At 50.2% G+C, this 24,239-nt stretch carries 23 protein-coding genes; 4 read left to right on the top strand and 19 right to left on the bottom strand.

From position 1 onward, the window contains the following. The first annotated feature begins 380 nt into the window (after positions 1 to 380). Entirely contained in the window at positions 381 to 1,010 is a 630-nt protein-coding gene (locus DXC57_RS13755; RefSeq protein WP_118653150.1) for a peptidase C39, read from the top strand. 113 nt (positions 1,011 to 1,123) lie between these two features. Beyond that, positions 1,124 to 1,882 (top strand): tRNA threonylcarbamoyladenosine dehydratase, encoded by a 759-nt coding sequence (locus DXC57_RS13750; protein WP_118653148.1) that lies wholly within the window; start codon positions 1,124 to 1,126, stop codon positions 1,880 to 1,882. A gap of 126 nt (positions 1,883 to 2,008) precedes the next feature. Here DXC57_RS13750 and mtaB read toward each other — a convergent pair whose 3' ends face one another. Beyond that, entirely contained in the window at positions 2,009 to 3,325 is a 1,317-nt protein-coding gene (mtaB, locus tag DXC57_RS13745) for a tRNA (N(6)-L-threonylcarbamoyladenosine(37)-C(2))-methylthiotransferase MtaB (protein ID WP_118653146.1), read from the bottom strand. A 91-nt stretch (positions 3,326 to 3,416) separates the two neighbouring features. On the opposite strand from mtaB, the gene DXC57_RS13740 reads away from it, so the two are divergent. Continuing rightward, complete coding sequence (locus DXC57_RS13740) at positions 3,417 to 3,647, top strand: HPr family phosphocarrier protein (protein ID WP_022359725.1); 231 nt, start codon at positions 3,417 to 3,419, stop codon at positions 3,645 to 3,647. Between the two features lie 212 nt (positions 3,648 to 3,859). Here DXC57_RS13740 and thiI read toward each other — a convergent pair whose 3' ends face one another. The 18 genes from thiI to DXC57_RS13650 all read right to left on the bottom strand — a co-directional run bounded on the left by thiI (position 3,860) and on the right by DXC57_RS13650 (position 24,131). After that, positions 3,860 to 5,038: a tRNA uracil 4-sulfurtransferase ThiI gene (thiI, locus tag DXC57_RS13735; RefSeq protein ID WP_117795086.1), complete on the bottom strand. Its 1,179-nt coding sequence runs from the start codon at positions 5,036 to 5,038 to the stop codon at positions 3,860 to 3,862. Positions 5,039 to 5,118: 80 nt separating this feature from the next. Further along, positions 5,119 to 6,273 carry a cysteine desulfurase family protein gene (locus tag DXC57_RS13730; RefSeq protein WP_118653144.1) on the bottom strand — a complete coding sequence of 385 codons (1,155 nt, stop codon included), beginning with the start codon at positions 6,271 to 6,273 and terminating at the stop codon, positions 5,119 to 5,121. Positions 6,274 to 6,304: 31 nt separating this feature from the next. Next, positions 6,305 to 7,039 carry a 16S rRNA (uracil(1498)-N(3))-methyltransferase gene (locus DXC57_RS13725; RefSeq protein WP_118653142.1) on the bottom strand — a complete coding sequence of 245 codons (735 nt, stop codon included), beginning with the start codon at positions 7,037 to 7,039 and terminating at the stop codon, positions 6,305 to 6,307. Between the two features lie 2 nt (positions 7,040 to 7,041). After that, complete coding sequence (prmA, locus tag DXC57_RS13720; protein WP_022359722.1) at positions 7,042 to 7,998, bottom strand: 50S ribosomal protein L11 methyltransferase; 957 nt, start codon at positions 7,996 to 7,998, stop codon at positions 7,042 to 7,044. A 273-nt stretch (positions 7,999 to 8,271) separates the two neighbouring features. Then, positions 8,272 to 9,033: a TSUP family transporter gene (locus DXC57_RS13715; protein ID WP_022359721.1), complete on the bottom strand. Its 762-nt coding sequence runs from the start codon at positions 9,031 to 9,033 to the stop codon at positions 8,272 to 8,274. 92 nt (positions 9,034 to 9,125) lie between these two features. After that, the gene (gene hemW / locus DXC57_RS13710) at positions 9,126 to 10,382 is read right to left on the bottom strand and encodes a radical SAM family heme chaperone HemW (RefSeq protein ID WP_118653140.1); all 1,257 of its coding nucleotides are present in this window, start codon (positions 10,380 to 10,382) and stop codon (positions 9,126 to 9,128) included. Further along, positions 10,382 to 12,196: a translation elongation factor 4 gene (lepA, locus tag DXC57_RS13705; RefSeq protein ID WP_022359720.1), complete on the bottom strand. Its 1,815-nt coding sequence runs from the start codon at positions 12,194 to 12,196 to the stop codon at positions 10,382 to 10,384. Before lepA ends, hemW begins: the two co-directional genes overlap by 1 nt. A gap of 178 nt (positions 12,197 to 12,374) precedes the next feature. Continuing rightward, positions 12,375 to 13,601, bottom strand: a complete 1,227-nt coding sequence (spoIIP, locus tag DXC57_RS13700; RefSeq protein WP_117795076.1) for a stage II sporulation protein P — start codon at positions 13,599 to 13,601, stop codon at positions 12,375 to 12,377. 88 nt (positions 13,602 to 13,689) lie between these two features. Then, a complete protein-coding gene (gene gpr, locus DXC57_RS13695; protein WP_118472448.1) occupies positions 13,690 to 14,691 on the bottom strand; it encodes a GPR endopeptidase in 1,002 nt (333 codons plus the stop codon). 575 nt (positions 14,692 to 15,266) lie between these two features. Continuing rightward, complete coding sequence (gene yihA, locus DXC57_RS13690) at positions 15,267 to 15,872, bottom strand: ribosome biogenesis GTP-binding protein YihA/YsxC (protein ID WP_107001606.1); 606 nt, start codon at positions 15,870 to 15,872, stop codon at positions 15,267 to 15,269. Between the two features lie 21 nt (positions 15,873 to 15,893). Beyond that, a complete protein-coding gene (gene lon, locus DXC57_RS13685) occupies positions 15,894 to 18,215 on the bottom strand; it encodes an endopeptidase La (protein WP_117795736.1) in 2,322 nt (773 codons plus the stop codon). Positions 18,216 to 18,356: 141 nt separating this feature from the next. After that, on the bottom strand, positions 18,357 to 19,655 hold the full coding sequence (gene clpX, locus DXC57_RS13680; RefSeq protein ID WP_117795072.1) for an ATP-dependent Clp protease ATP-binding subunit ClpX: 1,299 nt from the start codon (positions 19,653 to 19,655) through the stop codon (positions 18,357 to 18,359). Between the two features lie 43 nt (positions 19,656 to 19,698). Further along, positions 19,699 to 20,280, bottom strand: a complete 582-nt coding sequence (clpP, locus tag DXC57_RS13675; RefSeq protein WP_022359226.1) for an ATP-dependent Clp endopeptidase proteolytic subunit ClpP — start codon at positions 20,278 to 20,280, stop codon at positions 19,699 to 19,701. Between the two features lie 249 nt (positions 20,281 to 20,529). Next, entirely contained in the window at positions 20,530 to 21,816 is a 1,287-nt protein-coding gene (gene tig, locus DXC57_RS13670; RefSeq protein WP_118653138.1) for a trigger factor, read from the bottom strand. Between the two features lie 199 nt (positions 21,817 to 22,015). Continuing rightward, on the bottom strand, positions 22,016 to 22,570 hold the full coding sequence (locus DXC57_RS13665; RefSeq protein ID WP_118653136.1) for a DJ-1 family glyoxalase III: 555 nt from the start codon (positions 22,568 to 22,570) through the stop codon (positions 22,016 to 22,018). Between the two features lie 128 nt (positions 22,571 to 22,698). Then, positions 22,699 to 23,367 (bottom strand): phosphatase PAP2 family protein, encoded by a 669-nt coding sequence (locus DXC57_RS13660; protein ID WP_182429730.1) that lies wholly within the window; start codon positions 23,365 to 23,367, stop codon positions 22,699 to 22,701. Between the two features lie 47 nt (positions 23,368 to 23,414). Beyond that, complete coding sequence (locus DXC57_RS13655; protein WP_118653134.1) at positions 23,415 to 23,888, bottom strand: CYTH domain-containing protein; 474 nt, start codon at positions 23,886 to 23,888, stop codon at positions 23,415 to 23,417. Positions 23,889 to 23,924: 36 nt separating this feature from the next. Further along, the gene (locus tag DXC57_RS13650; protein WP_333563215.1) at positions 23,925 to 24,131 is read right to left on the bottom strand and encodes a DUF4160 domain-containing protein; all 207 of its coding nucleotides are present in this window, start codon (positions 24,129 to 24,131) and stop codon (positions 23,925 to 23,927) included. Between DXC57_RS13650 and DXC57_RS15900 the strand changes: the two genes are divergently transcribed. Next, positions 24,034 to 24,239 (top strand): hypothetical protein (locus DXC57_RS15900; RefSeq protein WP_347502163.1); only part of this gene is annotated, 206 nt, incomplete at its 3' end. The two genes, DXC57_RS13650 and DXC57_RS15900, sit on opposite strands and share 98 nt — an antisense overlap.

The following is a 24,239-nucleotide window of genomic DNA, read 5'->3' as shown; positions in this document are numbered from 1 at the left end:
CGTGCCCAGTAACGGAATTTGCCGTGGCTTCGCATTCAAATACGGCAAATTCCTGCTTCCACCACGTTTTCTTACGGCACTTTCGGTTCCAAAAGTGCCTACCCGTGAACTGTATCTGCCTGTTCCGTATATGTGAACATTTCTTCACGTCTTTCTTGACAAACACAGACTGCACCTTTACAATAAAATACCGAACTGATGGGTAAAAAGCGCTTTTCCAGCGTGGTTTAAGCGTTTTTTGCTGATTTTCCGGTAACGATTTGACACTTTCATCGTTATCATAACAGAACCTGTTGCTATTTAGTATAGCACATTTTATTTTACGGAACAAGAAAACAGCGGCACACAAGATGATTGCCGCAGATGAAAGGATTTAAACCATGAAAAATCCACTTCACTACCAATTATCGGAATACGACTGCGGTCCGACCTCCCTCTTAAACGCGATCAGCTTTTTGTTTGAGCGCGAGGAAATTCCGCCGGAGATTCTTCGAAATATCATGCTCTACTGCCTCGACTGCTACGGTCCGGAGGGCTCGGCTGGAAAGAGCGGTACCTCCTGCACGGCGATGATGTTTTTGAGCAACTGGCTGCAGGGACTTGGCGATATCGGAAAACTTCCCGTGTCCAGCCGCTATCTGCGCGGTTCGGATGTCTATGTCGGGGACAACAGCCTGCTTCTGGACACCCTGTACCGGGGCGGCGCGGTTGTCGTGCGCCTTTACTATGAGGTAGCGCATTATGTGCTGTTTACCGGTGTCAAAGATGGACAGATCCTGCTCTTTGATCCGTATTACCAGACGGTTCCATTTACAAAACCAGACGAGAAAGAGGCGCTTCTTGTGACCGACCACCCATTTTCATGGAACCGATCCGTGCCATTTTCCTATTTTAACCGGGAATCGATGGAGCTCTACGCGCTGGGCGAAATGGCAGGACGCGAGGCAGTGCTTCTGTTTAACCGGAATACGGTGCTGACGGAGGAAGCTACGATCGAATATTTCATATAAGGGTAATACAGCAAATTAAAAAAGAATGTGCCTTTTTGTGTAATAGGGAATTCCAAGTAATTTCCTATTACACAAAGAAACTGCTGACAGAATATATTATAAGGGAGTATCATATGTTAAATTCATTTTCACGAACGGAACTTCTCCTCGGCAGGGATGCCATGGAGCGTTTATCAAAAGCACGCGTTGCCATCTTCGGCATCGGCGGAGTCGGCGGCTATGCGGTGGAGGCCCTCGCGCGCAGCGGTGTCGGCACGCTTGATCTCATCGACGATGACAAGGTCTGCTTAACCAACATCAACCGCCAGATCATCGCAACCACCTCCACCATCGGAAAGTACAAGGTTGATGTCGCTGAGGAACGCATCAAATCCATCAACCCACATGCGGTTGTCCACACCTACAAGACATTCTACATGCCGGATACCGCAAAGGAATTTGATTTTTCCCAGTATGACTACGTGATCGATGCAATCGACACCGTGACGGGAAAGCTGATTCTGGTGGAACAGGCGGAAGAAACCCACACGCCGATCATCAGCTCGATGGGCGCCGGAAACAAACTGGATCCGACCGCTTTTGAGGTGACCGATATTAATAAAACCTCTGTTTGTCCTCTCGCGAAGGTCATGCGGCGGGAGCTGAAAAAACGCGGGATTAAGAAGCTGAAAGTGGTTTATTCGAAAGAAAAACCACTGACGCCGGTGGATGATATGGCTACCTCCTGCCGTTCCCACTGTGTCTGCCCGCCGGGAACCGCACGCAGCTGTACCGCCAGACGGCAGATTCCGGGGAGTATCTCTTTTGTACCGTCCGTAGTGGGACTGATTATTGCTGGGGAAGTTATTAAGGATCTCGTTGGGGTTCATTGATTGCTTACTGATTAATTTGTTAAGCCGATATATTCTATTTATGTCATTTTTTAAAATTTTATTTGTATGTAAAAAACCAATGAATCCCATCTTGGGGGTATCATTGGTTTTTTCGTTTACGATCTTCTATTCACTTTCCAGTAAAAGCACCTCTTCATTCAGTGCCTTCGTGAAGATTCCCTTCACCGTCTTATTTTTTAATCCTTCTTCGTATGGAACGGCACCTTTGACGTACTGGCGGGTGTGTCCCATCATGTATTTGGTTCCGTCGATCTCGATCGGTTCTTCGAGAAGGATCTCTTCTTCAGTTCCGAGAAAGCGCCCGCGGTATTCTAAGGACTGCTGTTTTTCCAGTGCCAGCAGGATATCGCTGCGGACGGATTTGGTTCCTTCTGGTACCTGATCCGGCATATCGGCGGCGCGGGTGCCTGCGCGGCGGGAGTATTTGAATATATGCATTTCATAGAAATGGATCGCTTTTAAGAAGCGTTCTGTTTCGGCAAATTCTTCTTCGGTCTCGCCCGGGAATCCTACGATGACATCGGTCGTGATCGCCGGATTGTCAAATTCTTCCCGCAGAATTTCACAGCACGCCTGATATTCAGCAGCGTTGTAGCGGCGGTTCATGCGCTTTAAAGTCGCGTCACAGCCACTCTGGAGTGACAGATGGAAGTGCGGGCAGATGGTCCGCAGCCTCGCCAGCTCTTTGGCAAATTCGCGGGTTACGATACGTGGTTCAAGAGAACCGAGGCGCAGGCGCTCAATGCCCGGAATCTGGTCGAGACGTTTGATTAAAGTCAGCAGATTTTCTTTCTGCTCATCCTTGAAATCGACACCATAGGAGCTTAAATGGATACCGGTCAAGACAATTTCCTTGTATCCGGCTTCCGCAATCCCGCGCACCTCGTGCTCGATGTCCTCCGGGCGGCGGCTGCGGACGCGTCCTCTCGTATATGGTATAATACAATAGCTGCAAAACTGGTTGCAGCCGTCCTGTACCTTGATAAAGGCACGCGTATGGTCAGCAATCCGGCGGATATGGAGTTCTTCGTATTCCTGTGAATGTCCGATATCCAGAATCTCACCGCTGTTTTCGTGATCTGCAAAATAATCATCCAGGATCTGTACCAGATCTTTTTTCTGGTTATTGCCGACGATCAGATCGACCGCCTCATCTTTTTTCAGCTCCGCGCCCGCTGCCTGCACATAACAGCCGACCGCCACAACAGCCGCCGACGGGTTCATTTTCTTTGCCCGGTGCAGCATCTGGCGCGATTTCCGGTCGGCAACATTCGTCACGGAACACGTGTTGATAATATAAACATCCGCTCCTTCCCGGAACGGCACAATCTCATATCCTGCATCCTCTAAGAGTTGCTGCATGGCTTCCGTCTCATACGAGTTCACCTTGCAGCCCAGATTGTGGAATGCCGCTTTTCTCATTTTTATCTCCTTTAAATTGAATCCTCTCTTGACTTTTGTCAGATTACTTTGTAGTATAAAAGTATTATTGTAGATAGAGGAGGTTTTTTTCATGAAAACAGTTCGTATTTCTTTAAACTCGATCGATAAAGTTAAATCCTTCGTCAACGACTTAGCGAAGTTCGACGTAGATTTTGACCTTGTTTCCGGACGTTATGTGATTGACGCTAAATCCATCATGGGTATCTTCAGTCTGGATCTGTCTAAACCGATCGATTTAAACATCCATTCTGAGAACCAGATCGATGAGATCTTAACGACACTGGCTCCGTACATTGTATAGCAACCATTAGAACGATCGAGATGGTTCTGTTTGAAACGAAAAAAACCGCTGTTAAGCAACTCGCTTTGCAGCGGTTCTTTTTTTTCATAGAGAACTGCGTCCTATGAAAAAAACACTCCGCGAGGATGCGCACTCGCGCGAAGCAAAAAACTGTCGCAAGCGACCGCGCGAGACGCCCGAATGTGCCAAGGCACATTCTTTTTTATATATGACTAGCACCGGATAACCTCAACCGTATCGATCGCCTCTTTTACCAGCGCATCTATCTTCTCTTCCAGATTGCGCTCGGATTTTTCAATCAGGTGCAGGACCGGCTTGGTAACCGGGTGTTTGGCTACGAAGATGGTGCAGCAATCTTCATACGGCTCGATCGATGTCTCGTAGGTACCGATTTTCAAGGAAATATCGACGATATCCTGTTTGTCGAAACCGATCAGCGGGCGGAAGACCGGAAGTGTGCAGACTGCATTGGTAACCGCCAGGGAATGAACCGTCTGGGATGCTACCTGACCGATGCTCTCGCCGGTGATGAGTCCGAGACAGTCGTCTTTCTTCGCCAGCTCTTCCGCGATCTTCATCATGTAACGGCGCATGATAATCGTCAGCTCCTCATGCGGGCACTGCTCGTAGATGTAGAGCTGGATATCTGTGAAATTGACTACGTTTAATTTGATCGGACCTGCGTATTTTGCTACCTGCTTTGCCAGATCGACTACTTTCTGTTTTGCGCGGTCGCTGGTGTATGGCGGTGCATGGAAATAGGTTGCCTCGATGGTAACGCCGCGTTTTGCGATCATGTATCCGGCTACCGGGCTATCAATACCGCCGGATAAAAGCAGCATCGCGCGTCCATTAGTTCCGACCGGCATACCGCCCGGTCCCGGAATCACCAGAGAGTATACGTTGATACGTTTTGCACGCAGTTCCACATTTAAAAGAACATCCGGATTGTGTACGTCTACCTTTGTCTCCGGGAATGCATCCAGGATGACCTCACCGAGATCGCGGTTGACTTCCTCGGAGGTATGCGGATACTGTTTGTTTGCACGGCGGGTGTTTACCTTGAACGTAAAGTGTTTATCCGGATATGCTTTATCCACATACTCAACAATCTTCGCTTTCAGATCGTCGTAACCGTTGTCCTCTAACTGGACCATCGGACAGATCGCCGCAATACCGAATACCTTTTTCAGTGCGTCGATAACCTCATCGTAATCAAATTCTTCCGCTGCGGTCGCATAGATACGCCCTGCCTCCTTGGTTACGGTAAATTTTCCATCAAGACGTTTTAACGAGTGATGGATGTGGGACACCAGCGCGTCCTCGAATACATAGCGGTTTTTACCTTTCAGGCCAATCTCCGCATATTTAATCAAAAATGTATGAAACATGGAATTCCCTTTCTACAGCAGGCTGTCATTCTTCTGCTTTCCCGCAAAAAAACTGAACAGCCATTCTTTAAACAGCCATTTTATTTCATCTGGTAACGGCGCAGTACCGGAAGCAGTTCTCCCAGAACGCCGATCGCATAGTCTACTTCTTCCTCGGTATTCAGATCACCCAGACTGAACCGGATCGTCGAATCGAGAAGTTCTTTTTTCACGCCGATTCCCTTTAAAGTACCGCTGATGCCCGGATGATTGGACGAGCAGGCGGAACCGGACGATACATAAACCCCTTTGTCCTCCAGCGCATGGAGAAGTACCTCGCTGCGGACGCCCTCAAAGCTGGCGCTGACGATCTGCGGCGCGTTGGTGCGGTCCTCACTGCCGTTGATGGTGACGCCGCCGAGCGGTTTCAATCCCGTAATCAGGTGCTCCCGGAGTGTATACAGCTTTTCGATGCGTGCATCAAAATCTTTGTACGCCTCGCGTGCTGCCACACCGAGTCCGACACACCCCGGCACATTTTCCGTACCGGAACGCATGCCCTTCTGCTGGCCGCCGCCAAACAGAATCGGGCGGATCTTGACACCGTCGCGAATATAGAGGAATCCGACGCCCTTCGGCGCATGGATCTTGTGTCCGCTGACGGAAAGCAGGTCAATTCCCTGTTTTTTCGGACGGATCTTATATTTTCCATATGCCTGGATCGCATCGACATGGAACAATGTCTTCGGATTTTTCTTCTTGATGCACTGGCTGATCGCCTCGATCGGCTCTACTGCTCCGACCTCGTTATTGACGTACATCACAGACACCAGGATCGTGTCCTCGCGGATAGCTTTTTCCAGATCCTCCAGAGAAATATGCCCCAGATGATCGACCGGAAGATAGGTCACCTCAAAGCCCATCTCCTCCAGAAATGACATCGTATTGTAGATCGACGGATGTTCCACACCGGTCGTGATAAGGTGTTTTCCGGCTCTGCGGTTTGCCAGCGCCGTGCCGATCAGCGCCGTATTGTTCGACTCTGTTCCGCCGGAAGTAAAGAGAATCTCCTTCTCCTGCACTTTCAGTGTATCCGCGATCGCCTTCTTTGCCTCGCGAATCAAATTTTCTGCTTCCACACCTTTTCTGTGCTTCGCCGCCGCGTTTCCGTAGTTGACGCACATTGCATCAACGACCGCATCCTTTACGCAGTCCAGCACCTTGGTGGTCGCTGAATTATCAAAATAGGCTTCCATTTTTATCTCTATCTCCTTTGTAATTTTCCAATTACACTTCCAACTGCAGCATCAGTGCCGACAGCATACACAAGCCTGCCGTCTCCGTCCGCAAAATTCTCTTTCCAAGCGTTACGATCTCCGCCCCGTTTTCCCTGGCAAGCTCGACTTCTTCATCCTCAAAACCGCCCTCCGGACCGATGAAAACGGCGATATCCGTACCCGGCTTGACCGACGCCAGCAGTTTCCTCGTTTTCCGGATGCCGTCCGCCGACTCATATGGCAGAAGAACCATATCATACCCGACTGCCTCTTTGACCGCCTCTTTGTAGGTCATAAGCGGCGCCACCTCCGGGATAAGGCTGCGCTTGGACTGCTTCGCGGCGCTCTCAGAAACCGCATTCCAGCGTTTTCTCTTCGCGTCCGCTTTTTTCGCATCCAGCTTGACAACCGAGCGCTTCATGCTGACCGGAACTACCCGGTATGCCCCCAGCTCCACCGCCTTCTGGATGATCAGTTCCATCTTATCGCCCTTCGGAAGCCCCTGGAACAGGTGAATCCGCGCCGGAAGCTCTTTGTTTTCCCATTCTTCCAGAATCTTTGCCGAAACATACTCTGGTTCCAGTTCTTCCACGCGGCAGAAATAGTCGCCGCCCTCACGGCTGCTGATCAGGATCTCCTCACCCGGCTTCATCCGCAGAACATTGCGGATATGGTTGACATCCGCGCCCTCAATCCGGATTTCTTCCGCCCCGATCTGGTGCGGTTCCACAAAAAAATGGTACATGATTATTTCTTCCTCGCTGTGACAGAAACCCACTCGCCCTGATGGGTAATCTCTACAATCTCAAAGGCATCGTTCGCCTCAAATGCCGCCTTGACTGCCTCTTCCTTCATATCAATGATACCCGATGTGATGAAGATACCATTTTTCTTAATATGAACCGGGATCTCTTTCTGCAGCATGATGATAACGTCTGCCAGTATGTTGGCAACCGCAATGTCGTAATACTCGTATTTTACTTCGTCCTGCACTGTTTTATCGTCGATGATGTTGCCCTGTACGACCTTGAACTGCTCCGGTGCGATTCCGTTTGCTTCCAGATTCTCACCAACGGCTGTGATCGCATTTTCATCCAGATCCGTTCCAAATACGTGTTTTGCGCCCAGTTTTAACGCCGTGATGCCTAAGATACCGCTTCCGGTTCCGACATCAAGCACCTCTGAATCCGGTGTCACGTATTTCTCGAGCTGGCGGATGCAAAGCTGCGTTGTCTCATGCATGCCCGTACCAAACGCCGTACCCGGATCGATCTGAATCAGCAGCTTGTCCTTGTGCTCCTCCGGCACTGTCTCCCAGGTCGGCTTGATAAGGATGTGATCGACCGTAAACGGTTTGAAATACTGTTTCCAGTTGTTGATCCAGTCCTTATCCTCCGTCTCGGATTCTGCAAACGTGCAGGCGCCCAGATCGGTAAACGGCTTCAATTCTTCCAGCGCCTCTTTGACTTTCGCCATCATCGCCGGGATATCATCATCCTCATCGAGATAAAAACTTACCTTCGCCACGCCCTCATCCGGCGGAAGCTCCGGCAGAATGTCGATGAACATTCCCTTCGTCTCTTTCTCGGTCAGCGGGATATTGTCCTCAATCTCAATGCCCTCGATGCCGAGTTCATCCAATGTGTAGCTGATGAGATCCACCGCCTCTGTGGTGGTCGTCAGCGTAAATTTCTTCCATTTCATGTTCGTTACCTCTCTTTATTGAAACGACTTATCAGCCAAATATTCACGTTTCATCACGCAGTTATTTTTGCATCATTCTCACTGTAAATGTGTCAAATGTTACTGTTCACAGGTAGGCACTTTTGGAACCGAAAGTGCCGTAAGAAAACGTGGTGGCAGCAGGAATTTGCCGTATTTAAATGCGAAGCCACGGCAAATTCCGTTACTGGGCACGTATGCGTGAACAGTAACTGTCAAACGAATGAATCCGCCTAATCGTTCTAATTTTCTTTTCTAATTTCCCGATAAAATCTTCACAAACAGGATCGCCAGCACCACTAGAATCAGCGGGCGCACGATCTTCTGTCCATTTCCCATTACCAGGCCGGAACCGATATAATTTCCTAAAATACTGCAGATCGCCGCAGCCAGCCCCAGCGTGTAAATGATCTTGCCGTGAATCACAAATGTGACAAACGCCGCCACATTAGACGAAAGATTGATCGCCTTTGTCGTACCCGCCGCCTCTTTCATCGTATAGCGCGCCGCTCCTGTGAGCACCAGCAGCAGGAAAGTTCCGGTTCCCGGTCCGTAAAAGCCATCATAAATACCGATGATCAGCGCGGATGCCAGCGCAATCAGGAATGATTTCCGCTCCGGCAGGGTGCCCGCCAGCGAATCATCGCCCATTTTCTTATTCCGCATAACATAAAATGCAACAATCGGAAGAATCACGATCATCATATACTGTAAAATCTTATCGCTGACTAACAGAGTCAGGTTCGAACCGATCGAAGAACCGATCAGCGCCGCCACGATAAACCAGACCACCTTCTTAAACTGTATGTAACCGTTTTTGGCAAACCGCCCGGTCGCGATTGCCGTTCCCATCATGGAACTCATTTTGTTGGTTCCGAGCGCCATATGGGTCGGAACCCCGGCGATCAGGTACGCCGGAAGCGAAATCAATCCGCCTCCCCCTGCGATCGCATCCACAAAGCCTGCCAGAAATACCATCGGGCAGACGATTATAAACTGCAGTATCGTGCAATCCATGCTACATCCTCCAAAATTTTCATGCGCGCCCAAATTCCTCCTGCCGTCGCAAAACAGAAATCAAAAAGCACTCTGGGCGTACATTTCTATTCTTATTGCAAAAACTCCGCCAGTGCATAGGTACTGACATCCAAGCCATATTCAGTCAGGCGGATATGGCTATCTGTCTGGACCGCTGCTTCCAACAATCCTTCTTTCAAAAGCCTCTCGATCACCTCACCGTACACCGCTTCCATCGCCACGCCAAACCGGCGTTCAAACTCTGCCGTCCGGACACCGCCGGTCAGCCGCAGCCCCAGAAACATAAATTCTTCCATCCGCTCCTGATGGCTCAGTTCGTGTATTTTCTCATACTGCGCGCCCGCTGCCAGCTCTTCTTTCGTAAACACCAGATAACGGTTCAAATCCGCCGTCACCTGAAAGCGCTTCCCGCCCACCAGCGAGGATGCCCCCAGACCAAGCCCCAGATACTCCACACCGGTCCAGTAACCGATGTTGTGGCGGCAGGCATAGCCCGGTCTGGCATAATTGGAAATCTCATACCGCTCATAGCCCAGCTTCGCCAGCGTTGTTTTCGTGTGGTGGTACATATTCCGGTCTGTCTCCTCATCCGGCAGACATTTGCAGCCTTCATACTTCGTCTGTAAACGCTTTGGCATAGAGGCGTAATCGCCGTATTTTTCCAGATCCGCGCACATCTCCCCGTACTCTTCATATAACGGCGTGCCTTCTTCCACAATCAGGCTGTATGCGGAAATATGTTCCGGTTCCAGGTCGCAGACGAACCGCAGAGTCTCCTGCCAGCTCTCCTCCGACTGTCCCGGAAGCGCCGACATCAGATCGACATTGATATTGTCAAATCCAGCGTCCCGCGCAGCACGAAAACTCTGTAAAAACTGCTCCCGCGTATGAATCCGCCCTAAAAGCCGCAATTCCTCCTCCGAAGCCGACTGCAGCCCCAGACTCAGGCGGTTGACCCCTGCATTCCGGTAACCGGCTGCCGAATCCGGCGTCAATGTCCCCGGATTCGCCTCCATCGTGATCTCCGCATCCGGCTCTACCCGAAAGACCTGCCGGACGGCTGCCAGAATCCGCTCAATCGCCGATGGTGGAAGCAGGGACGGCGTTCCGCCGCCGATAAAGATCGTCTCCACCGTCCGCCCTGTCAGGTTTAGCCGCGGCGCCGCATTTTCAGGACACTGCCCTGCATCCTCTTCCGGAATGCTTTCAATCTCCCGGATCAGCTGATCCACATATTTTTCCCGCACGCACGCATCGGACGCAAACGAAAGAAAATCACAGTAACGGCATTTGCGGACGCAGAACGGGATGTGTATATATAATTCCATTATTCCTCGTCCAGCTTCAGGACGCTCATAAATGCCTTCTGCGGAATCTCTACGTTTCCGATCTGACGCATACGTTTCTTTCCTTCCTTCTGCTTCTCCAGAAGTTTTCTCTTTCGGGAAATATCGCCGCCGTAGCATTTTGCCAAAACGTCCTTCCGCATTGCCTTGACCGTCTCGCGGGCAATGATCTTTCCACCGACCGCCGCCTGGATTGGAATCTCAAATAAATGACGCGGAATCTCATCCTTGAGCTTCTCGCACATTTTTCTGCCGCGCTCATATGCCGAACCTTCGAATACGATGAAAGAGAGCGCATCCACTTCCTCGCGGTTGACGAGAATATCCAGTTTTACCAGCTTGGATTCCTCGTAGCCCTTTAACTCATAATCAAACGACGCGTAACCGCGGGAGCGCGATTTCAATGCATCGAAGAAATCATAAATAATCTCATTTAACGGAAGTTCATATTTCAGCAGCGCACGGCTCGCCTCAATATACTCCATTCCCAGGTAAACGCCGCGGCGCTCCTGGCACAGCGTCATGATCGCACCGACAAACTCGGTCGTAACCATGATCTCCGCCGACACGATCGGCTCTTCCATATAGGCAATCTCGGACGGATCCGGCAGGTTTGACGGGTTCGTCAGCTCAATCATATCGCCGTTCGTCTTGTGCACTCGGTATACAACGCCCGGCGCCGTTGTCACAAGATCCAGATTGTACTCGCGTTCCAGGCGTTCCTGGATAATATCCAGATGGAGAAGCCCCAGGAAACCACACCGGAAACCGAAGCCCAGCGCTACCGATGTCTCTGGCTCAAAATAGAGCGCTGCATCGTTGAGCTGCAATTTTTCCAGCGCGTCCCGCAGATCCGGATATTTCGCACCATCCGCCGGATAAAGACCGCAGTATACCATCGGCGTTACCTTCTTGTAACCCGGAAGCGGCTCTGCACATGGGTTGTCCAGATCGGTGATCGTATCGCCCACGCGGGTATCCTGCACATTTTTAATACTGGCAGTCACATAGCCAACCATACCGGCTGAAAGCTCTTCGCACGGAATAAACTGACCTGCGCCAAAATATCCAACCTCCACAACCTCTGCAGCCGCTCCGGTCGCCATCATTTTCATGCGTGTGCCTTTTTTGATCGTACCGTTCTTCACACGGCAGAATACGATAACGCCCTTGTAAGAATCATACAGGGAGTCGAAAATAAGCGCCTGCAGCGATGCCTCCGGATCGCCCGCCGGTGCCGGGATCTTCTGCACGATCTCCTCCAGAACTGCCTCGACATTTAAGCCGGTCTTCGCAGAAATGCGCGGTGCATCTGACGCCTCCAGACCGATCACATCCTCGATCTCCGCTGCCACGCGCTCCGGATCCGCACTCGGCAGATCGATCTTATTTAACACCGGAATGACCTCCAGATCATGATCCAGCGCCAGATATACATTCGCCAGCGTCTGCGCCTCGATTCCCTGTGCCGCATCCACAACCAGAATCGCGCCGTCGCACGCCGCCAGGCTTCGGGAAACCTCGTAGTTAAAGTCCACATGTCCAGGCGTGTCGATTAGATTAAAAATGTACTCCTGACCGTCTTTCGCCTTATATACCGTGCGGACTGCCTGCGACTTGATGGTAATACCTCTCTCCCGCTCCAGATCCATGTTATCAAGCACCTGCGCCTGCATCTCACGGCTCGTTAAAAGTCCCGTCATCTCAATAATACGATCTGCCAGCGTTGATTTGCCGTGATCGATATGTGCAATGATGCAGAAATTTCTGATTTTGCTCTGATCTATAATTGCCATCCGTTCATTCCTCTCTCTGTATCACTTTGTTTGGCAGCAACATGTTTGCTGCGATATCTTATTTTTTATTTAAAATCATCTTTTATAATAAATAACACCTGATCTAAATGAATATACCATTTTTTCAGGTACGCCGCAAGTCCTGAAATAGAAAAAGCCTTGACTAAAAGCCTTGCCATTAGCCTGTCAGCACCTGATCCAGAAGCTGCGCCAGCGGATCCATCGCATTGACCGCCTCTTCATATGTATTCGTCTGTGCTCCGACTTCGATCAACGCCGAGCGCGGGCGTAGATGCAGATTGTAACGAAGCCCCTTTAAATAAATCGTCCGCGTAAACCCAGGATATATCTGATCGGCATTCCACTTCATCTGAAAACTGAACGCCAGATTTTCCTTCCGACAGGGATTTGCCAGATACTCGATCGGTCCGTCCGGCGTTTCGCTGGTACCGTTGAAAAACATGATCTGTGCCGTTGGTTTCCCTTCTATCTGCGTGACTAGATGCGTCTGCTCGCTGACACCGTCCCGGTGCACATCTAAAATCACCTGAATCGACGGGTATTTCTGCAAAAGGTTCGTGACACCCTCGCAGGCATATGTATAGGCACGGCTCCGGTCTAGATGCCCCGACTTCATATCATAGGCAGTTGTATCGTGCCAGACCTGATATCCTTTCGCCCGCAGCCGTTTTGCCAGCTCTTCCCCCAGAGACACCACCGCTCCCTTTCCGTCGCTTCCCGCATAATCTCTATAATTTTCCTGCGAATGGGTATGATAAATCAAGATCTGTGGTCCGTCCGCCTCGTCCTTCCTGATTGTCAGATCCATCGATAAAAATGTCTCTGCGTTCATCAGGCTCCGGTCAATCGATGCCGTCGGGTGGATTGTAAAAAAATGCTGGATCAGATAATCATAATCTTCCAGCTTTTTCCGCAGACGCGGGCTGTCCACCAGTGCGGCAGGATTTGCCCTCTCTGTCTTTTCTCCATTCTTTCCAGCACTATACAGCCTCTCTTCGTCTGTCTCTCCGCCGCCCTGTCTCCCACTTCCATGAACAAGCCCGTTCCATTTTCCAAGTAAAGTTCCATCCACCAGCCTACTCCCGGAAAACTGTGCCAGGAAATCCATATACTCCTGCCGGACTTCCTGTTCTTCCAGATATTTATAATAGGACGGATCGGCTTCTCCCTGCGTCTGTTTCTTCCACCCGGCAAGTCTATGCCTTTTCCCCTCCTCCGAATCTGGTATATCCCGCAAATTAGTCCCCCAGACCGGATACCAGGACCTTACCACCGCATTCTGCACAGCTGTCCAGATGAATGCACGCATCTTCCAGCCGACTGTCAGCAAAAACAGAACCATCAGGAGCCCGGCTGCCCTCTGCCACCACCGCACCGCATTCATCTCCCTTCTTTCCTGTTCTATCCTATGCGATTAGCAAAGTGTAGTTTCCTGTTTGGTTCTGTTTTTCAATCTGACATTTTTTTCAGTGTTATCTTTCTTCCTCCAGCCGTTCCACTGCCCGCCGGATCCCCTCGGCGATTGCTGCGCTCAGCTTGCAAATACGCTCGTCCATGTCCTGCGGGGTCACAAACATCGCTCCAAATTCAGGTTCCAGAAGTTCCCGGATCAGCTCATACTGGCTGTCCGAATCCAGTTCCCGGATGTATTCACCGTACCGGCTGCCCTCTTTTGAGGCGGTTAGTGTCCGCACTAACGCATTGACCGTCCCGTGAACGATCGCCGCCGCGCCCACAACCGTCGGAACGCCGATCGCGATTACCGGCACGCCGAGATTTTCCCGCGTCATTCCCCGGCGGTGGTTGCCGACGCCGGAACCCGGATGAATTCCTGTATCCGTCAGCTGAATGGTGCTTGCCAGACGGTGGACGTTTCGCGCCGCCAGCGCGTCGACCGCGATCACCAGATCCGGGCGGCTCTCCCGCACGACGCCGCGGACAATTTCTGCCGTCTCCATCCCTGTCTGTGCCATCACCCCTGGATGGATACCGCTGAGAACCGGATGCACCGTCCGCCCCGCTTTCTCAGCCGTATAGAGGTATGTGCCATTTCTTCTGCCTGGCTCCGTCCGCAGATGGCGGTTCATCGAAAGCCCATCCACCACGCGCGGTCCCAGCGAATCCGGCGTCACCTGCCGGTTTCCCAGTCCCGCTACCAGAATCGAAAGTCCGGCCATGGTTGAAGCACAGTTTTTCCGGATCAGGGACGCCAGCTGCCGTCCTAACTCCCCGGCAGCCGCCTCACAGTATGCGTCCTCTGTCTCCGACAGCCCCGGATCTTCCATCGTCAGGTAGGTTCCCATCGGCTTTCCCATTGATTCCGCACCTTTTTCGTTCAAAATCGAGACTTCCGTCATCCGGATCGAACTGCCATGACAGCGCCATTCCCGCAGCGCCACACCGCCGATTTCGCCCCCATCCCCCTCAAAACTTTCTCTCTCCTCCAACGCCAGATCCGTCCGATTTTCAAACATGGCTGCTCCCTTCTATCTCACAACTCAATCACAACCCGCACCACCATAAGGCTTAAATTCCATCCTATCACTTTTTACTTCAAGATAGCCTTATTATTTTTCTCAATTCGTAACTGTTCAGTACCTTCACAGTCACGCGCAAAAATCCATTAAAACGCAGTAAATGCGCAGACCTACTGAACAGTTACCTCAATTTTTATATTTTCCAGAAATATATATTTTATTCTCTCAAAAAAACCTAACGCTTTTTTTGTTTCATAGGACGCAATTTCCTGTGAAACAAAAAACTGCGCCACCCAGCCCAGATATTTGACATCGCCCGCAAGGATAGGCGCCGCCTGATATCCGGTCAGATACCGCAGTTTATACGTTTATTTTTCGAATTTTTCTAAAACTCTATTCTATTTCTCGCCGTCCGCGCTCTCCACCGGCGTTACTGTTCACACACGTGTGCTCAGCAACGGGATTTTGCCGATGCTACGCATTCCAAATCGGCAAAATCTGCTGCCGGAACTGTATCGTACGGAATTTTCAGTTCAGAAAATTCCTACCTGTGAACAGTTACCCACCGGCATCTATTCCCCCGGATGTTCCACCTTCCAGATCTCCGTCTCCAGATAGTTCCAGATCTCTTCTCTGCCCTGTTTTGTCTCGGCGGAGAACGGAATCATCATCACTTCGGTGCCGACTCCCAGACCTGTTCTGAGAATCTTTAACTGTTTCTGGAGCTGGCTGCGCTTGATCTTGTCAGCCTTGGTCGCAATCAGGATCGGCTGGAAGCCCTGGGAAACGATCCAGTCGTACATGAGTTTGTCGTTTGAAGACGGCTCATGACGGATATCAATCAGCAGGAAGACGCAGCGAAGCATCTGCGATTTGTGCAGATAATTCTCAATCATCTTGCCCCACTTTGCCTTGACCTCGACGCTCGCGCGCGCGTAGCCGTACCCTGGCAGATCGACGTAGTAAAACGCGTCGTTGATATGGTAAAAATTGATCGTCTGGGTCTTGCCCGGCTGCGAGGATGTTCTCGCATAGGATCGGCGGTTCATCAGCGCATTGATCAGGGACGATTTGCCGACGTTTGATTTGCCTGCAAACGCGAATTCAGGCTGTGTATTTGCCGGCAGCTTACTGGTGATACCGCAGACGGTTTCCAGATTTACATCTTTTATAATCATATTTTTTCTCCTACTAAACCGCTATTTCTCCGGTACAAATGCCTCTCGGATGACTTCGTTCATCTCCTTGATGTATACGATCTCCATTCCTTTCGTGATTTCCTTCGAAAGTTCCTCGACATCCGGCTGATTTTTCGCCGGTACCAGTACCTTTTCCACCTGCGCCATGCGGGCTGCGAGCAGTTTTTCTTTCAGACCGCCGATCATCAGCACATGACCGCGCAGCGTTACCTCGCCGGTCATCGCCACACGCGGCAGTACCTTCCGTCCTGTCACCGCCGACAGCATCGCCGTTGCCATCGTGATTCCGGCCGACGGACCATCCTTCGGCACCGCGCCCTCCGGGATATGCAGGTGAATATCGTGTTTCTCGAAATAGTTCTCCTTCACGCCGTAATCAGATGCAACCGAACGCACATAGGTCAGTGCAATCTGCGCCGACTCCTTCATGACATCGCCCATCTGACCCGTCATCTGCAGCACGCCTTTGCCCGGCATGACATTGACCTCGATCTGCAGTGTATCGCCGCCGACGCTCGTCCACGCCAGACCGCGCACGATACCGACCTGGGCCTCATTTCCGGCTGCATCGAAGAAGACTTTCTCGCGTCCCAGATAATGATCCAGATTCCGCTCTGTCACGCGGATCGACGGTTTCTTCTTCTCCAGTACCTCTCTGGCTGCCTTGCGGCAGATATCGCCAACCCGGCGCTCCAGATTCCTGACTCCAGCTTCCCTGGTGTAGCTGTGAATCATTTTCTCCAGCGCCGGACCCGTGATATTTAACTGTTCCTTCGAAAGGCCATTCTTCTCCAGCTGTTTCGGAATCAGATAGTCTTTTGCAATGTGATATTTTTCATTTTCCGTGTAACTATTGACTTCAATCAGCTCCATACGGTCCAGCAGCGGTCCAGGGATCGTCTGCGTTGTATTCGCCGTCGCGATAAATAATACCTCCGACAGGTCAATCGGGATCTCCACATAATGGTCGCGGAATTTCACATTCTGCTCGCTGTCCAGCACCTCTAGGAGCGCCGAGGATGTATCTCCCTTATAATCGCTGCTGACTTTGTCGATCTCATCCAGCAGCATCAGCGGATTGGCAACCCCCGCCTGCTTGAGCCCTTCCACGATGCGTCCCGGCATCGCGCCGACGTAGGTTTTTCTGTGACCGCGGATCTCCGCCTCGTCGCGCACGCCGCCCAGGCTGATGCGGACATATTTGCGTCCCATCGCCTTCGCAATCGAGCGGGCGATCGAAGTTTTACCGGTTCCAGGCGGTCCCACCAGGCAAAGGATCGGGCTGGTGCCCTTCTTCGTCAGGATGCGGACTGCCAGGTATTCCAGCACGCGCTCTTTGACCTTTTCCAGACCATAATGGTCGGCTTCCAGAATCTCTTCCGCATGCTTCAGGCTCGCGTTATCCTTCGTCATTTTGTTCCACGGCAGTTCCAGCACCGTTTCCAGATATGTCCGGATCACATTCGCATCCTGGCTGCCAGCCGGCATATTCTGGAAACGGTTGATCTCCTTGCGGATCCGCTCCTTTACTTCCACGCTGGCTTTGATCTTCTTCAACTGTTCCTTCATCTCATCCGCATCAGAAACCGGATTTTCCTCTCCCAGCTCCTCCCGGATCACACGCAGCTGCTCCCGCAGAATATAATCACGCTGATTTTTATCCAGCGCCGCCTTTACCTTCGTCTGAAACTCGCGTTTCACGCGGTAAACCTCTAATTCCGTCAGCAGAAGCTGCAGCTCTGTCTCATACATCTCCGTCAGCGTCCGGCATTCCAGTACCGACTGGCGCGCTTCATAGTTCCACGGGAACTGGGCTGATATCTGGTTCATTAATTCGGTCAGATCTGGCTGTGCGATCAACGGACTTAATACTTCACGTCCCGCTGCCACATTTAATTTTCCGTATTCTTCCAGCTTTTCTTTCAGAATCCGGAGCATCGCCTCTTTCTGAATCGTGTCCAGATCGTCCTCGACCGGATCCAGAATCTCCACGATCGCAGTGCAGCATGCCTCGCCCTTCTCCATCTCCAGAAGCTCGGCTCTCTCCTGCCCTTCCACCGTGACGCGCACCATGCCGCCCGGCATCTTGACAAGCTGTTTCACGTAGCCAATCGTTCCTACCTGAAAAATCCCGTCAATATCCGGGATCACCTCATCCGGCTGCTTCTGCGTCGCCAGAAATACTCGCTGATCGCCCACCATCGCCTGCTCCACCGCCGCGATGGATTTATCCCGGATGATATCGAAATTTACCGTCATCTGCGGCAGCACGGTCAGTCCGCGCAGCGCGATCATCGGCATTGTCAGTTTCTTATCTTCCATAACACCTTTATCTTTCTTAATCAAATGTATCGTTATTTCCTGTGAAAAGAAAAACAGGGGTCTGCCTATGGCAGTTCGCCATCTCACAGACCCCATTAACAGCCGCCATTCTCAAGCTGCTGCATTTATTTTCCTTTACATTTACGCAATCTCGCCGGTTCTGTCTTTCTTAGAACGACCTGTAAAAGACTTGCGGGGCACCGTATTGTCGCGATATACCAGCTCCGGCGCACTCTTTCCCTCGACTACGTCTTTGGTAATCGTGCAGATGCCGATCGTGGAATCGGACGGAATCTCATACATGGTATCCATCATCAGGGACTCCATGATAGAACGAAGTCCTCTGGCTCCCGTCTTTCTCTCGACTGCCATGTGGGCGATCGCCATCAGCGCATCATCCGTGAACTCCAGCTTCACGCCGTCCAGATCGAGAAGCGCCTGATACTGCTTGATCAGTGCATTCTTCGGCTCTCTTAAAATGCGGACCAGCGCCTCCTCATTGAGCGTCTGGAGCGATACCGTGATTGGCACACGACCGATAAACTCCGGAATCAGACCAAACTTCGTCAGATCCTGCGGCATTACCTGTTTCAGAAGCTCATCGATATCCTGATGCTTGCGATCCACAATATCGGAGTTAAATCCGATGGAACCGGCACCTAAACGGCTGTCGATGATCTTCTCCAGACCGTCAAATGCACCGCCGCAGATGAACAGGATGTTGGTCGTATCGATCTGAATCAGTTCCTGCTGCGGATGCTTTCTGCCGCCCTGCGGCGGAACACTGGCAATGGTTCCTTCCAGAATCTTTAAAAGCGCCTGCTGTACACCCTCGCCCGATACATCGCGGGTGATAGATACATTTTCAGACTTCTTCGTAATTTTATCAATCTCATCAATATAAATGATGCCGTACTCTGCCTTGCTGACGTCGTAATCAGCCGCCTGGATGATCTTCAAGAGAATGTTCTCTACATCCTCGCCGACATATCCAGCCTCGGTCAGAGTGGTCGCATCCGCGATGGCAAACGGTACATTTAAGATCTTCGCCAGCGTCTGCGCCAGGTATGTCTTACCGGAACCGGTCGGTCCGAGCATCAGGATGTTGCTCTTCTGAAGCTCTACATCCTGCGTGGACTTGGACATAACTCTCTTGTAATGGTTATAAACCGCTACGGAGAGCACCTTCTTGGCGTCGTCCTGTCCGATGACATACTCATCGAGAAATTCTTTGATTTCCTTCGGCTTCAGCAGGTTGATTCCGCTGAAATCCGGTCCTTTTTCCTGATCGGCAAATTCCTCTTCCAGAATCTCCGAGCAGAGTTCGATACAGTCATCGCAGATATATACATTATCTGTGCCAGCGATCAGTTTTCTAACCTGATCCTGTGTCTTGCCGCAAAATGAGCAGCGTATTTTGTCGTCTGTTCTGCCTGGCATACTTCCACCTTGTTCCTTTCTATTATTCCATCCAGAAATCTAATTAGTGGTTGGTAATGACACAATCAATCAGACCATACTCTTTCGCCTGCTCTGCTGTCATGTAATTATCACGCTCTGTATCACGCACGATCACGTCATACGGCTGGCCTGTATTGGCTGCCAGAATCTCATTTAATTTCTTCTTGGTACGAAGAATATTCTCCGCTACGATCTGGATCTCGGTTGCCTGTCCTCTCGCGCCGCCGGATGGCTGGTGAATCATCACTTCTGCGTTCGGAAGTGCATATCTCTTTCCTTTGGTACCGCCGGAAAGCAGGAATGCGCCCATGCTGGCTGCCATACCCAGACAGATGGTAGATACATCACATTTGATATAATTCATCGTGTCATAGATCGCCATACCTGCGGTAACAGAACCGCCCGGGCTGTTGATATATAAGCTGATATCCTTATTTGGATCCTCTGCCTCCAGAAACAGAAGCTGGGCTACAACCAGGCTGGCTGTCACATCATTTACTTCCTCTCCCAGGAAAATGATACGATCTTTAAGCAGACGGGAGTAGATGTCATACGTCCGCTCGCCGCGGCTGGTGGATTCAAGGACATAAGGTACTAAACTCATGATTCTTCCTCCTATAATTGAGAATGAATGTTTATGGCAAAAATTGTTACAGTTCACACGCGTGCAAACTGTAACAGGATTTTGCTGATGCTTCGCATTACAAATCAGCAAAATCTGCTGCCACTATGTTATCGCACGGCACTTTCGGTTCCAAAAGTGCCTGCCTGTGAACAGTAATACAAAATTCTATGATGCCTTAGGACACCATAGAATTCTGCCGTATTTCAGTATTCGCTTTTATCGGTTTGATTAAGCAAGTTTTGCCTGCTCTACCAGTAAATCGATCGCTGCCTGAACTTTCAGGTCCTCACGGATCTGCTCTTTCTCGCGCTCACCCATCATTTCTTTCAGCTTAGCGCCGTCCAGTTTGTAGGATGCTGCGATCTCGTTGATCTGCTCGTCAAGCTTCTCATCGGAAACTTCTACGTTCTCAACTTCAACTACTTTCTCAAGAACCAGTCTGGTCTTGATTCTCTTCTCTGCTTCCGGACGCATCTGCTCCATCAGCTTCTCCGGTGTCATGCCGGTATATTTCATGTAATCGTTGATGTTTAAGCCCTGGCTCTGCAGACGGCGAGCGTAGTTCTCTACCATCTCTCTTGCCTGAGTGTCAACCATCGGCTGCGGCAGTTCCATCTGAGCGTTCTCAACTACTTTTTCGATTACGTTGTTCTCGTTCTCTACTTTAGCGTCCTGCTCTTTCTTCTCCTGCAGTTTCTTGCGGATGTCTGCTTTGTACTCATCCAGAGTATCGAAATCAGATACTTCGCTTGCGAACTCATCGTTCAGCTCCGGAAGCTCGTTTCTCTTAACTTCTTTGATGGTTACAACGAACTTAGCCGGTTTGCCAGCCAGCTCATCTGCATGGTACTCAGCCGGGAAAGTAACGTTTACGTCACAGGTCTCGCCTTTTTTCTTGCCGATTAACTGATCCTCAAAGCCCTCGATGAAGGAATGGGAACCGATTACCAGCGGATAATCTGTACCAGCGCCGCCGTCAAATGTCTTGTCATCAATGTAGCCGGTGAAGTCGATGATAGTGTTGTCGCCGTCTTCGATTGCGCCGTCTTCTACGTCGATCAGTCTGCCGTTTTTCTTACGTGCTGCAGTCAGCTCGTTCTCTACATCCTCGTCTGTCACAACAGCTTCTGCCTTCTTAACTTCTACGCCTTTGTACTCGCCCAGAGTTACTTCCGGTTTCAGAGCTACGGTTGCCTCGTAGATGAATGCCTTACCTTTTTCGATCTGAGTCACTTTGATCTCCGGAGTGGAAACGATCTCTTCCTTGCTCTCCTCTGCTGCCTTCGGATAAGATGCGTCGATCACTTCGTTTGCTGCATCCTCATAGAAAATGCCCGCGCCATACATCTTCTCCAGCATAGCTAACGGTGCTTTACCTTTACGGAATCCCGGGATGCTGAATTTGTTTTTGTTCTTGTTGTACGCATTTTTGATTGCTGCATCAAACTCTTCAGCCGGAACTTCGATGGTCAGCTTTGCCATGTTCTTCTCTAATTTTTCTACCTGTAAACTCATTTTAAGGGGTCCTCCTTGCTTCTATATGTGAACCGCCATTCTACCGGGCGTTACACTTCAAGATAGCATTATAGCATATCTGCGTGCTAAATACTAGCGGAAAATATAATTTTGCGTTCACTTTTTGCGGGTTTATGAGTGGTTTTAGGTGGGTTTTATGCCATTTTTGATGCATTTTCTGTATGTTTCTAAGTTGAAACTACACCTGGTCATACTGAATTGAATCTTTGACCTGTAATGCTACCGGGCGATCGACTACGAGCGATGCCAGCTCAATTCCCAGATCCAGCGCATATCCAAGTCCACGCGCCGTTGTGATATTGCCGTCCGTCACAACGCCCGCACCCGTCAGCTTCGCACCGGTCAGGGCATCCTCAAAGCCCGGATAGCAGGTTGCCTTCTTGTCCTTCAAAAGCCCCAGCTGCCCCAGAATGCTCGGAGCCGCACAGATCGCTGCCAGGCGCTTTCCAGCAGCATCTGCCTGCACCAGTGCATCGCAGAGCGGTTTGCACGCCATCAGATTTTTCGTTCCCGGCATACCGCCCGGAAGAAACAGAAGATCCGCTTTCATCGGATCAATCTCATGCAGCAGGGTGTCTGCATGAATGCCAAATCCATGTGCGCCCTTCACCTCTTTTTTACCCGTAATCGAAACCAGTTTTACCTTCACACCCGCGCGGATCAGCACGTCCGCCGTCGCCAGACATTCCACTTCTTCCAGTCCATCTGCTAAAAATGCGTATACTACAGCCATGATTATTTCCTCCTGTTCTTTATTTTTATAAGACTTTTCATATTAATTTTTTTATTTTCCACAAAGCAATCATTTTTTTCTTTTTAGATATCAGAAAATCATTGCAACTGTTCAATTTGTTCACTTTTTTATTCTTCATGAACCGCATTCGTTGTTTTTCCAGCTTTTCCTTTTGAAAATGCCTTTACTAGTACCCACACATTCACCGCCTCGTCAAGAATCAGGCTCAAAATCCAGCCACAGAGCACATCGACCAGCGAATGCTGTTTGATGAACATGGTTGAAAGACAAATCAGAATCGTGACAATCCACGAAAGTGTACGGATCGGTTTCTTGTTCCGCACACTTGCCGCGTGGCAGATCGTCAGATGTACCGCCACAGTGCTCGATACATGGATCGACGGGCAGACATTGTTCGGCGGATCCACCCTCCGCAGAAACCGCACAATCTGCGCGCAGAAATTCTGTGATGTGATCTCCTGCCGCAGATTTAAACCGTTTGGTGCCAGCAGGTAGACAAATAAGCAAAAGGTTGCTCCTGCAAACATCACAAAACAAAGCCGCAGATACGCCTCCCGGTCCCGAATCATAAAATAAAGCATAAACACCGGCACCCACGCGTACCACAGAAAATACGGCAATACAAACCATTCATTAAACGGTATCAGGTCATCGACCGCACAGTGTATAATATGAACATCCGATGGTTCATGCAGCTCCAGCAGAAAAAATCCTGACAGAAACACCAGCATATAGAGTCCTGCCAAACAGTAGCGGTGCGTTTTGATCCAATTCATTACTTGTTTTATCATTAATAATATACCTTTGTATTGTTCTTTCGTTTTTATTCTTTCGTTTTTAATACCAGGTTTTCCGCCAGCGCCAGACGGCTGTTCTGGTACTCGCCCGTAAACGTCACCTCGCGCCCGAACCATTCCGGCGGCACAAAGGCATGTGCGGCTTCCTCACTTGGAAATTCAACCTCCGCCAGCTTCAATCCCTCATATTCACCAAAAAAAATGTCCAGCTCAATCGTGTACTCCGTTCCTTCCATCGGAATCAGATAACGCTTTTTCGTCAGAATCCTGCCGTCAGCCTTCGAGCGGAGATGCTCATAGGATTCCTTCGTCAGCGGCAGATTGTATTCCTCCCGCGCCATCAGTCCTTTGGATTTGTAGGTCAGATAATAGGTGTCATCCTCCTGACGGACACGCACAACCGGGGCAGTGCTTAGATATGCCTGCTCGATCTGGTGGAAGGGGTATCCGGCTATATCAAATGGAATGTGACTAATTAAATATTTGCGTTCGATTTCCATAAAATTAGTTGTCCTTTTTATATTTCTTAAAAAGTCTTAACAAAAGTACCGTATTTCTCCAAAATGAGAAAGCCATTTTTCTATAATTTCTTCACTGTTGGCCTCTATCACCCGAATCATACTGTTCAAAATTTGGGCTGATATTTTGGAAGAATTGTGGCTGAGCAATGCCTTGCCCGTACTGGTTATCCACACTTTTGTCGCATTTGAAGTTGCTCTTCCCTCTGCAATATGGACATGCACCGGTTCCAGCGGCTCATTTTCATTCGACCAAAAATATACAATATATGGTCCAATCGTGAACTACTCGGTAACTAAGTTACCAGAGCATCTGAAATCTGGCGGGATACC

It is taken from the genome of Clostridium sp. TF06-15AC (assembly GCF_003481165.1).
GTDB classification, from domain to species: domain Bacteria; phylum Bacillota; class Clostridia; order Lachnospirales; family Lachnospiraceae; genus Otoolea; species Otoolea fessa.
Note: the sequence above shows the minus strand (reverse complement) of the source record. Positions and strands in the feature narration are given on the sequence as shown.

Coding starts and splice junctions, on each gene's coding strand:
- DXC57_RS13715 (WP_022359721.1), bottom strand. CDS start 9,033: ATGGATTGCACGATACTGCAGTTTATAATCGTCTGCCCGATGGTATTT.
- spoIIP (WP_117795076.1), bottom strand. CDS start 13,601: ATGAATGCGGTGCGGTGGTGGCAGAGGGCAGCCGGGCTCCTGATGGTT.
- prmA (WP_022359722.1), bottom strand. CDS start 7,998: ATGAAATGGAAGAAATTTACGCTGACGACCACCACAGAGGCGGTGGAT.
- DXC57_RS13730 (WP_118653144.1), bottom strand. CDS start 6,273: ATGGAAGCCTATTTTGATAATTCAGCGACCACCAAGGTGCTGGACTGC.
- thiI (WP_117795086.1), bottom strand. CDS start 5,038: ATGTTTCATACATTTTTGATTAAATATGCGGAGATTGGCCTGAAAGGT.
- DXC57_RS13655 (WP_118653134.1), bottom strand. CDS start 23,888: ATGGAAATCGAACGCAAATATTTAATTAGTCACATTCCATTTGATATA.
- tig (WP_118653138.1), bottom strand. CDS start 21,816: ATGAGTTTACAGGTAGAAAAATTAGAGAAGAACATGGCAAAGCTGACC.
- DXC57_RS13660 (WP_182429730.1), bottom strand. CDS start 23,367: ATGAATTGGATCAAAACGCACCGCTACTGTTTGGCAGGACTCTATATG.
- mtaB (WP_118653146.1), bottom strand. CDS start 3,325: ATGAGAAAAGCGGCATTCCACAATCTGGGCTGCAAGGTGAACTCGTAT.
- DXC57_RS13725 (WP_118653142.1), bottom strand. CDS start 7,039: ATGTACCATTTTTTTGTGGAACCGCACCAGATCGGGGCGGAAGAAATC.
- hemW (WP_118653140.1), bottom strand. CDS start 10,382: ATGGAATTATATATACACATCCCGTTCTGCGTCCGCAAATGCCGTTAC.
- DXC57_RS13740 (WP_022359725.1), top strand. CDS start 3,417: ATGAAAACAGTTCGTATTTCTTTAAACTCGATCGATAAAGTTAAATCC.
- lepA (WP_022359720.1), bottom strand. CDS start 12,196: ATGGCAATTATAGATCAGAGCAAAATCAGAAATTTCTGCATCATTGCA.
- DXC57_RS13665 (WP_118653136.1), bottom strand. CDS start 22,570: ATGGCTGTAGTATACGCATTTTTAGCAGATGGACTGGAAGAAGTGGAA.
- gpr (WP_118472448.1), bottom strand. CDS start 14,691: ATGTTTGAAAATCGGACGGATCTGGCGTTGGAGGAGAGAGAAAGTTTT.
- clpP (WP_022359226.1), bottom strand. CDS start 20,280: ATGAGTTTAGTACCTTATGTCCTTGAATCCACCAGCCGCGGCGAGCGG.
- DXC57_RS13755 (WP_118653150.1), top strand. CDS start 381: ATGAAAAATCCACTTCACTACCAATTATCGGAATACGACTGCGGTCCG.
- lon (WP_117795736.1), bottom strand. CDS start 18,215: ATGGAAGATAAGAAACTGACAATGCCGATGATCGCGCTGCGCGGACTG.
- clpX (WP_117795072.1), bottom strand. CDS start 19,655: ATGCCAGGCAGAACAGACGACAAAATACGCTGCTCATTTTGCGGCAAG.
- DXC57_RS13750 (WP_118653148.1), top strand. CDS start 1,124: ATGTTAAATTCATTTTCACGAACGGAACTTCTCCTCGGCAGGGATGCC.
- yihA (WP_107001606.1), bottom strand. CDS start 15,872: ATGATTATAAAAGATGTAAATCTGGAAACCGTCTGCGGTATCACCAGT.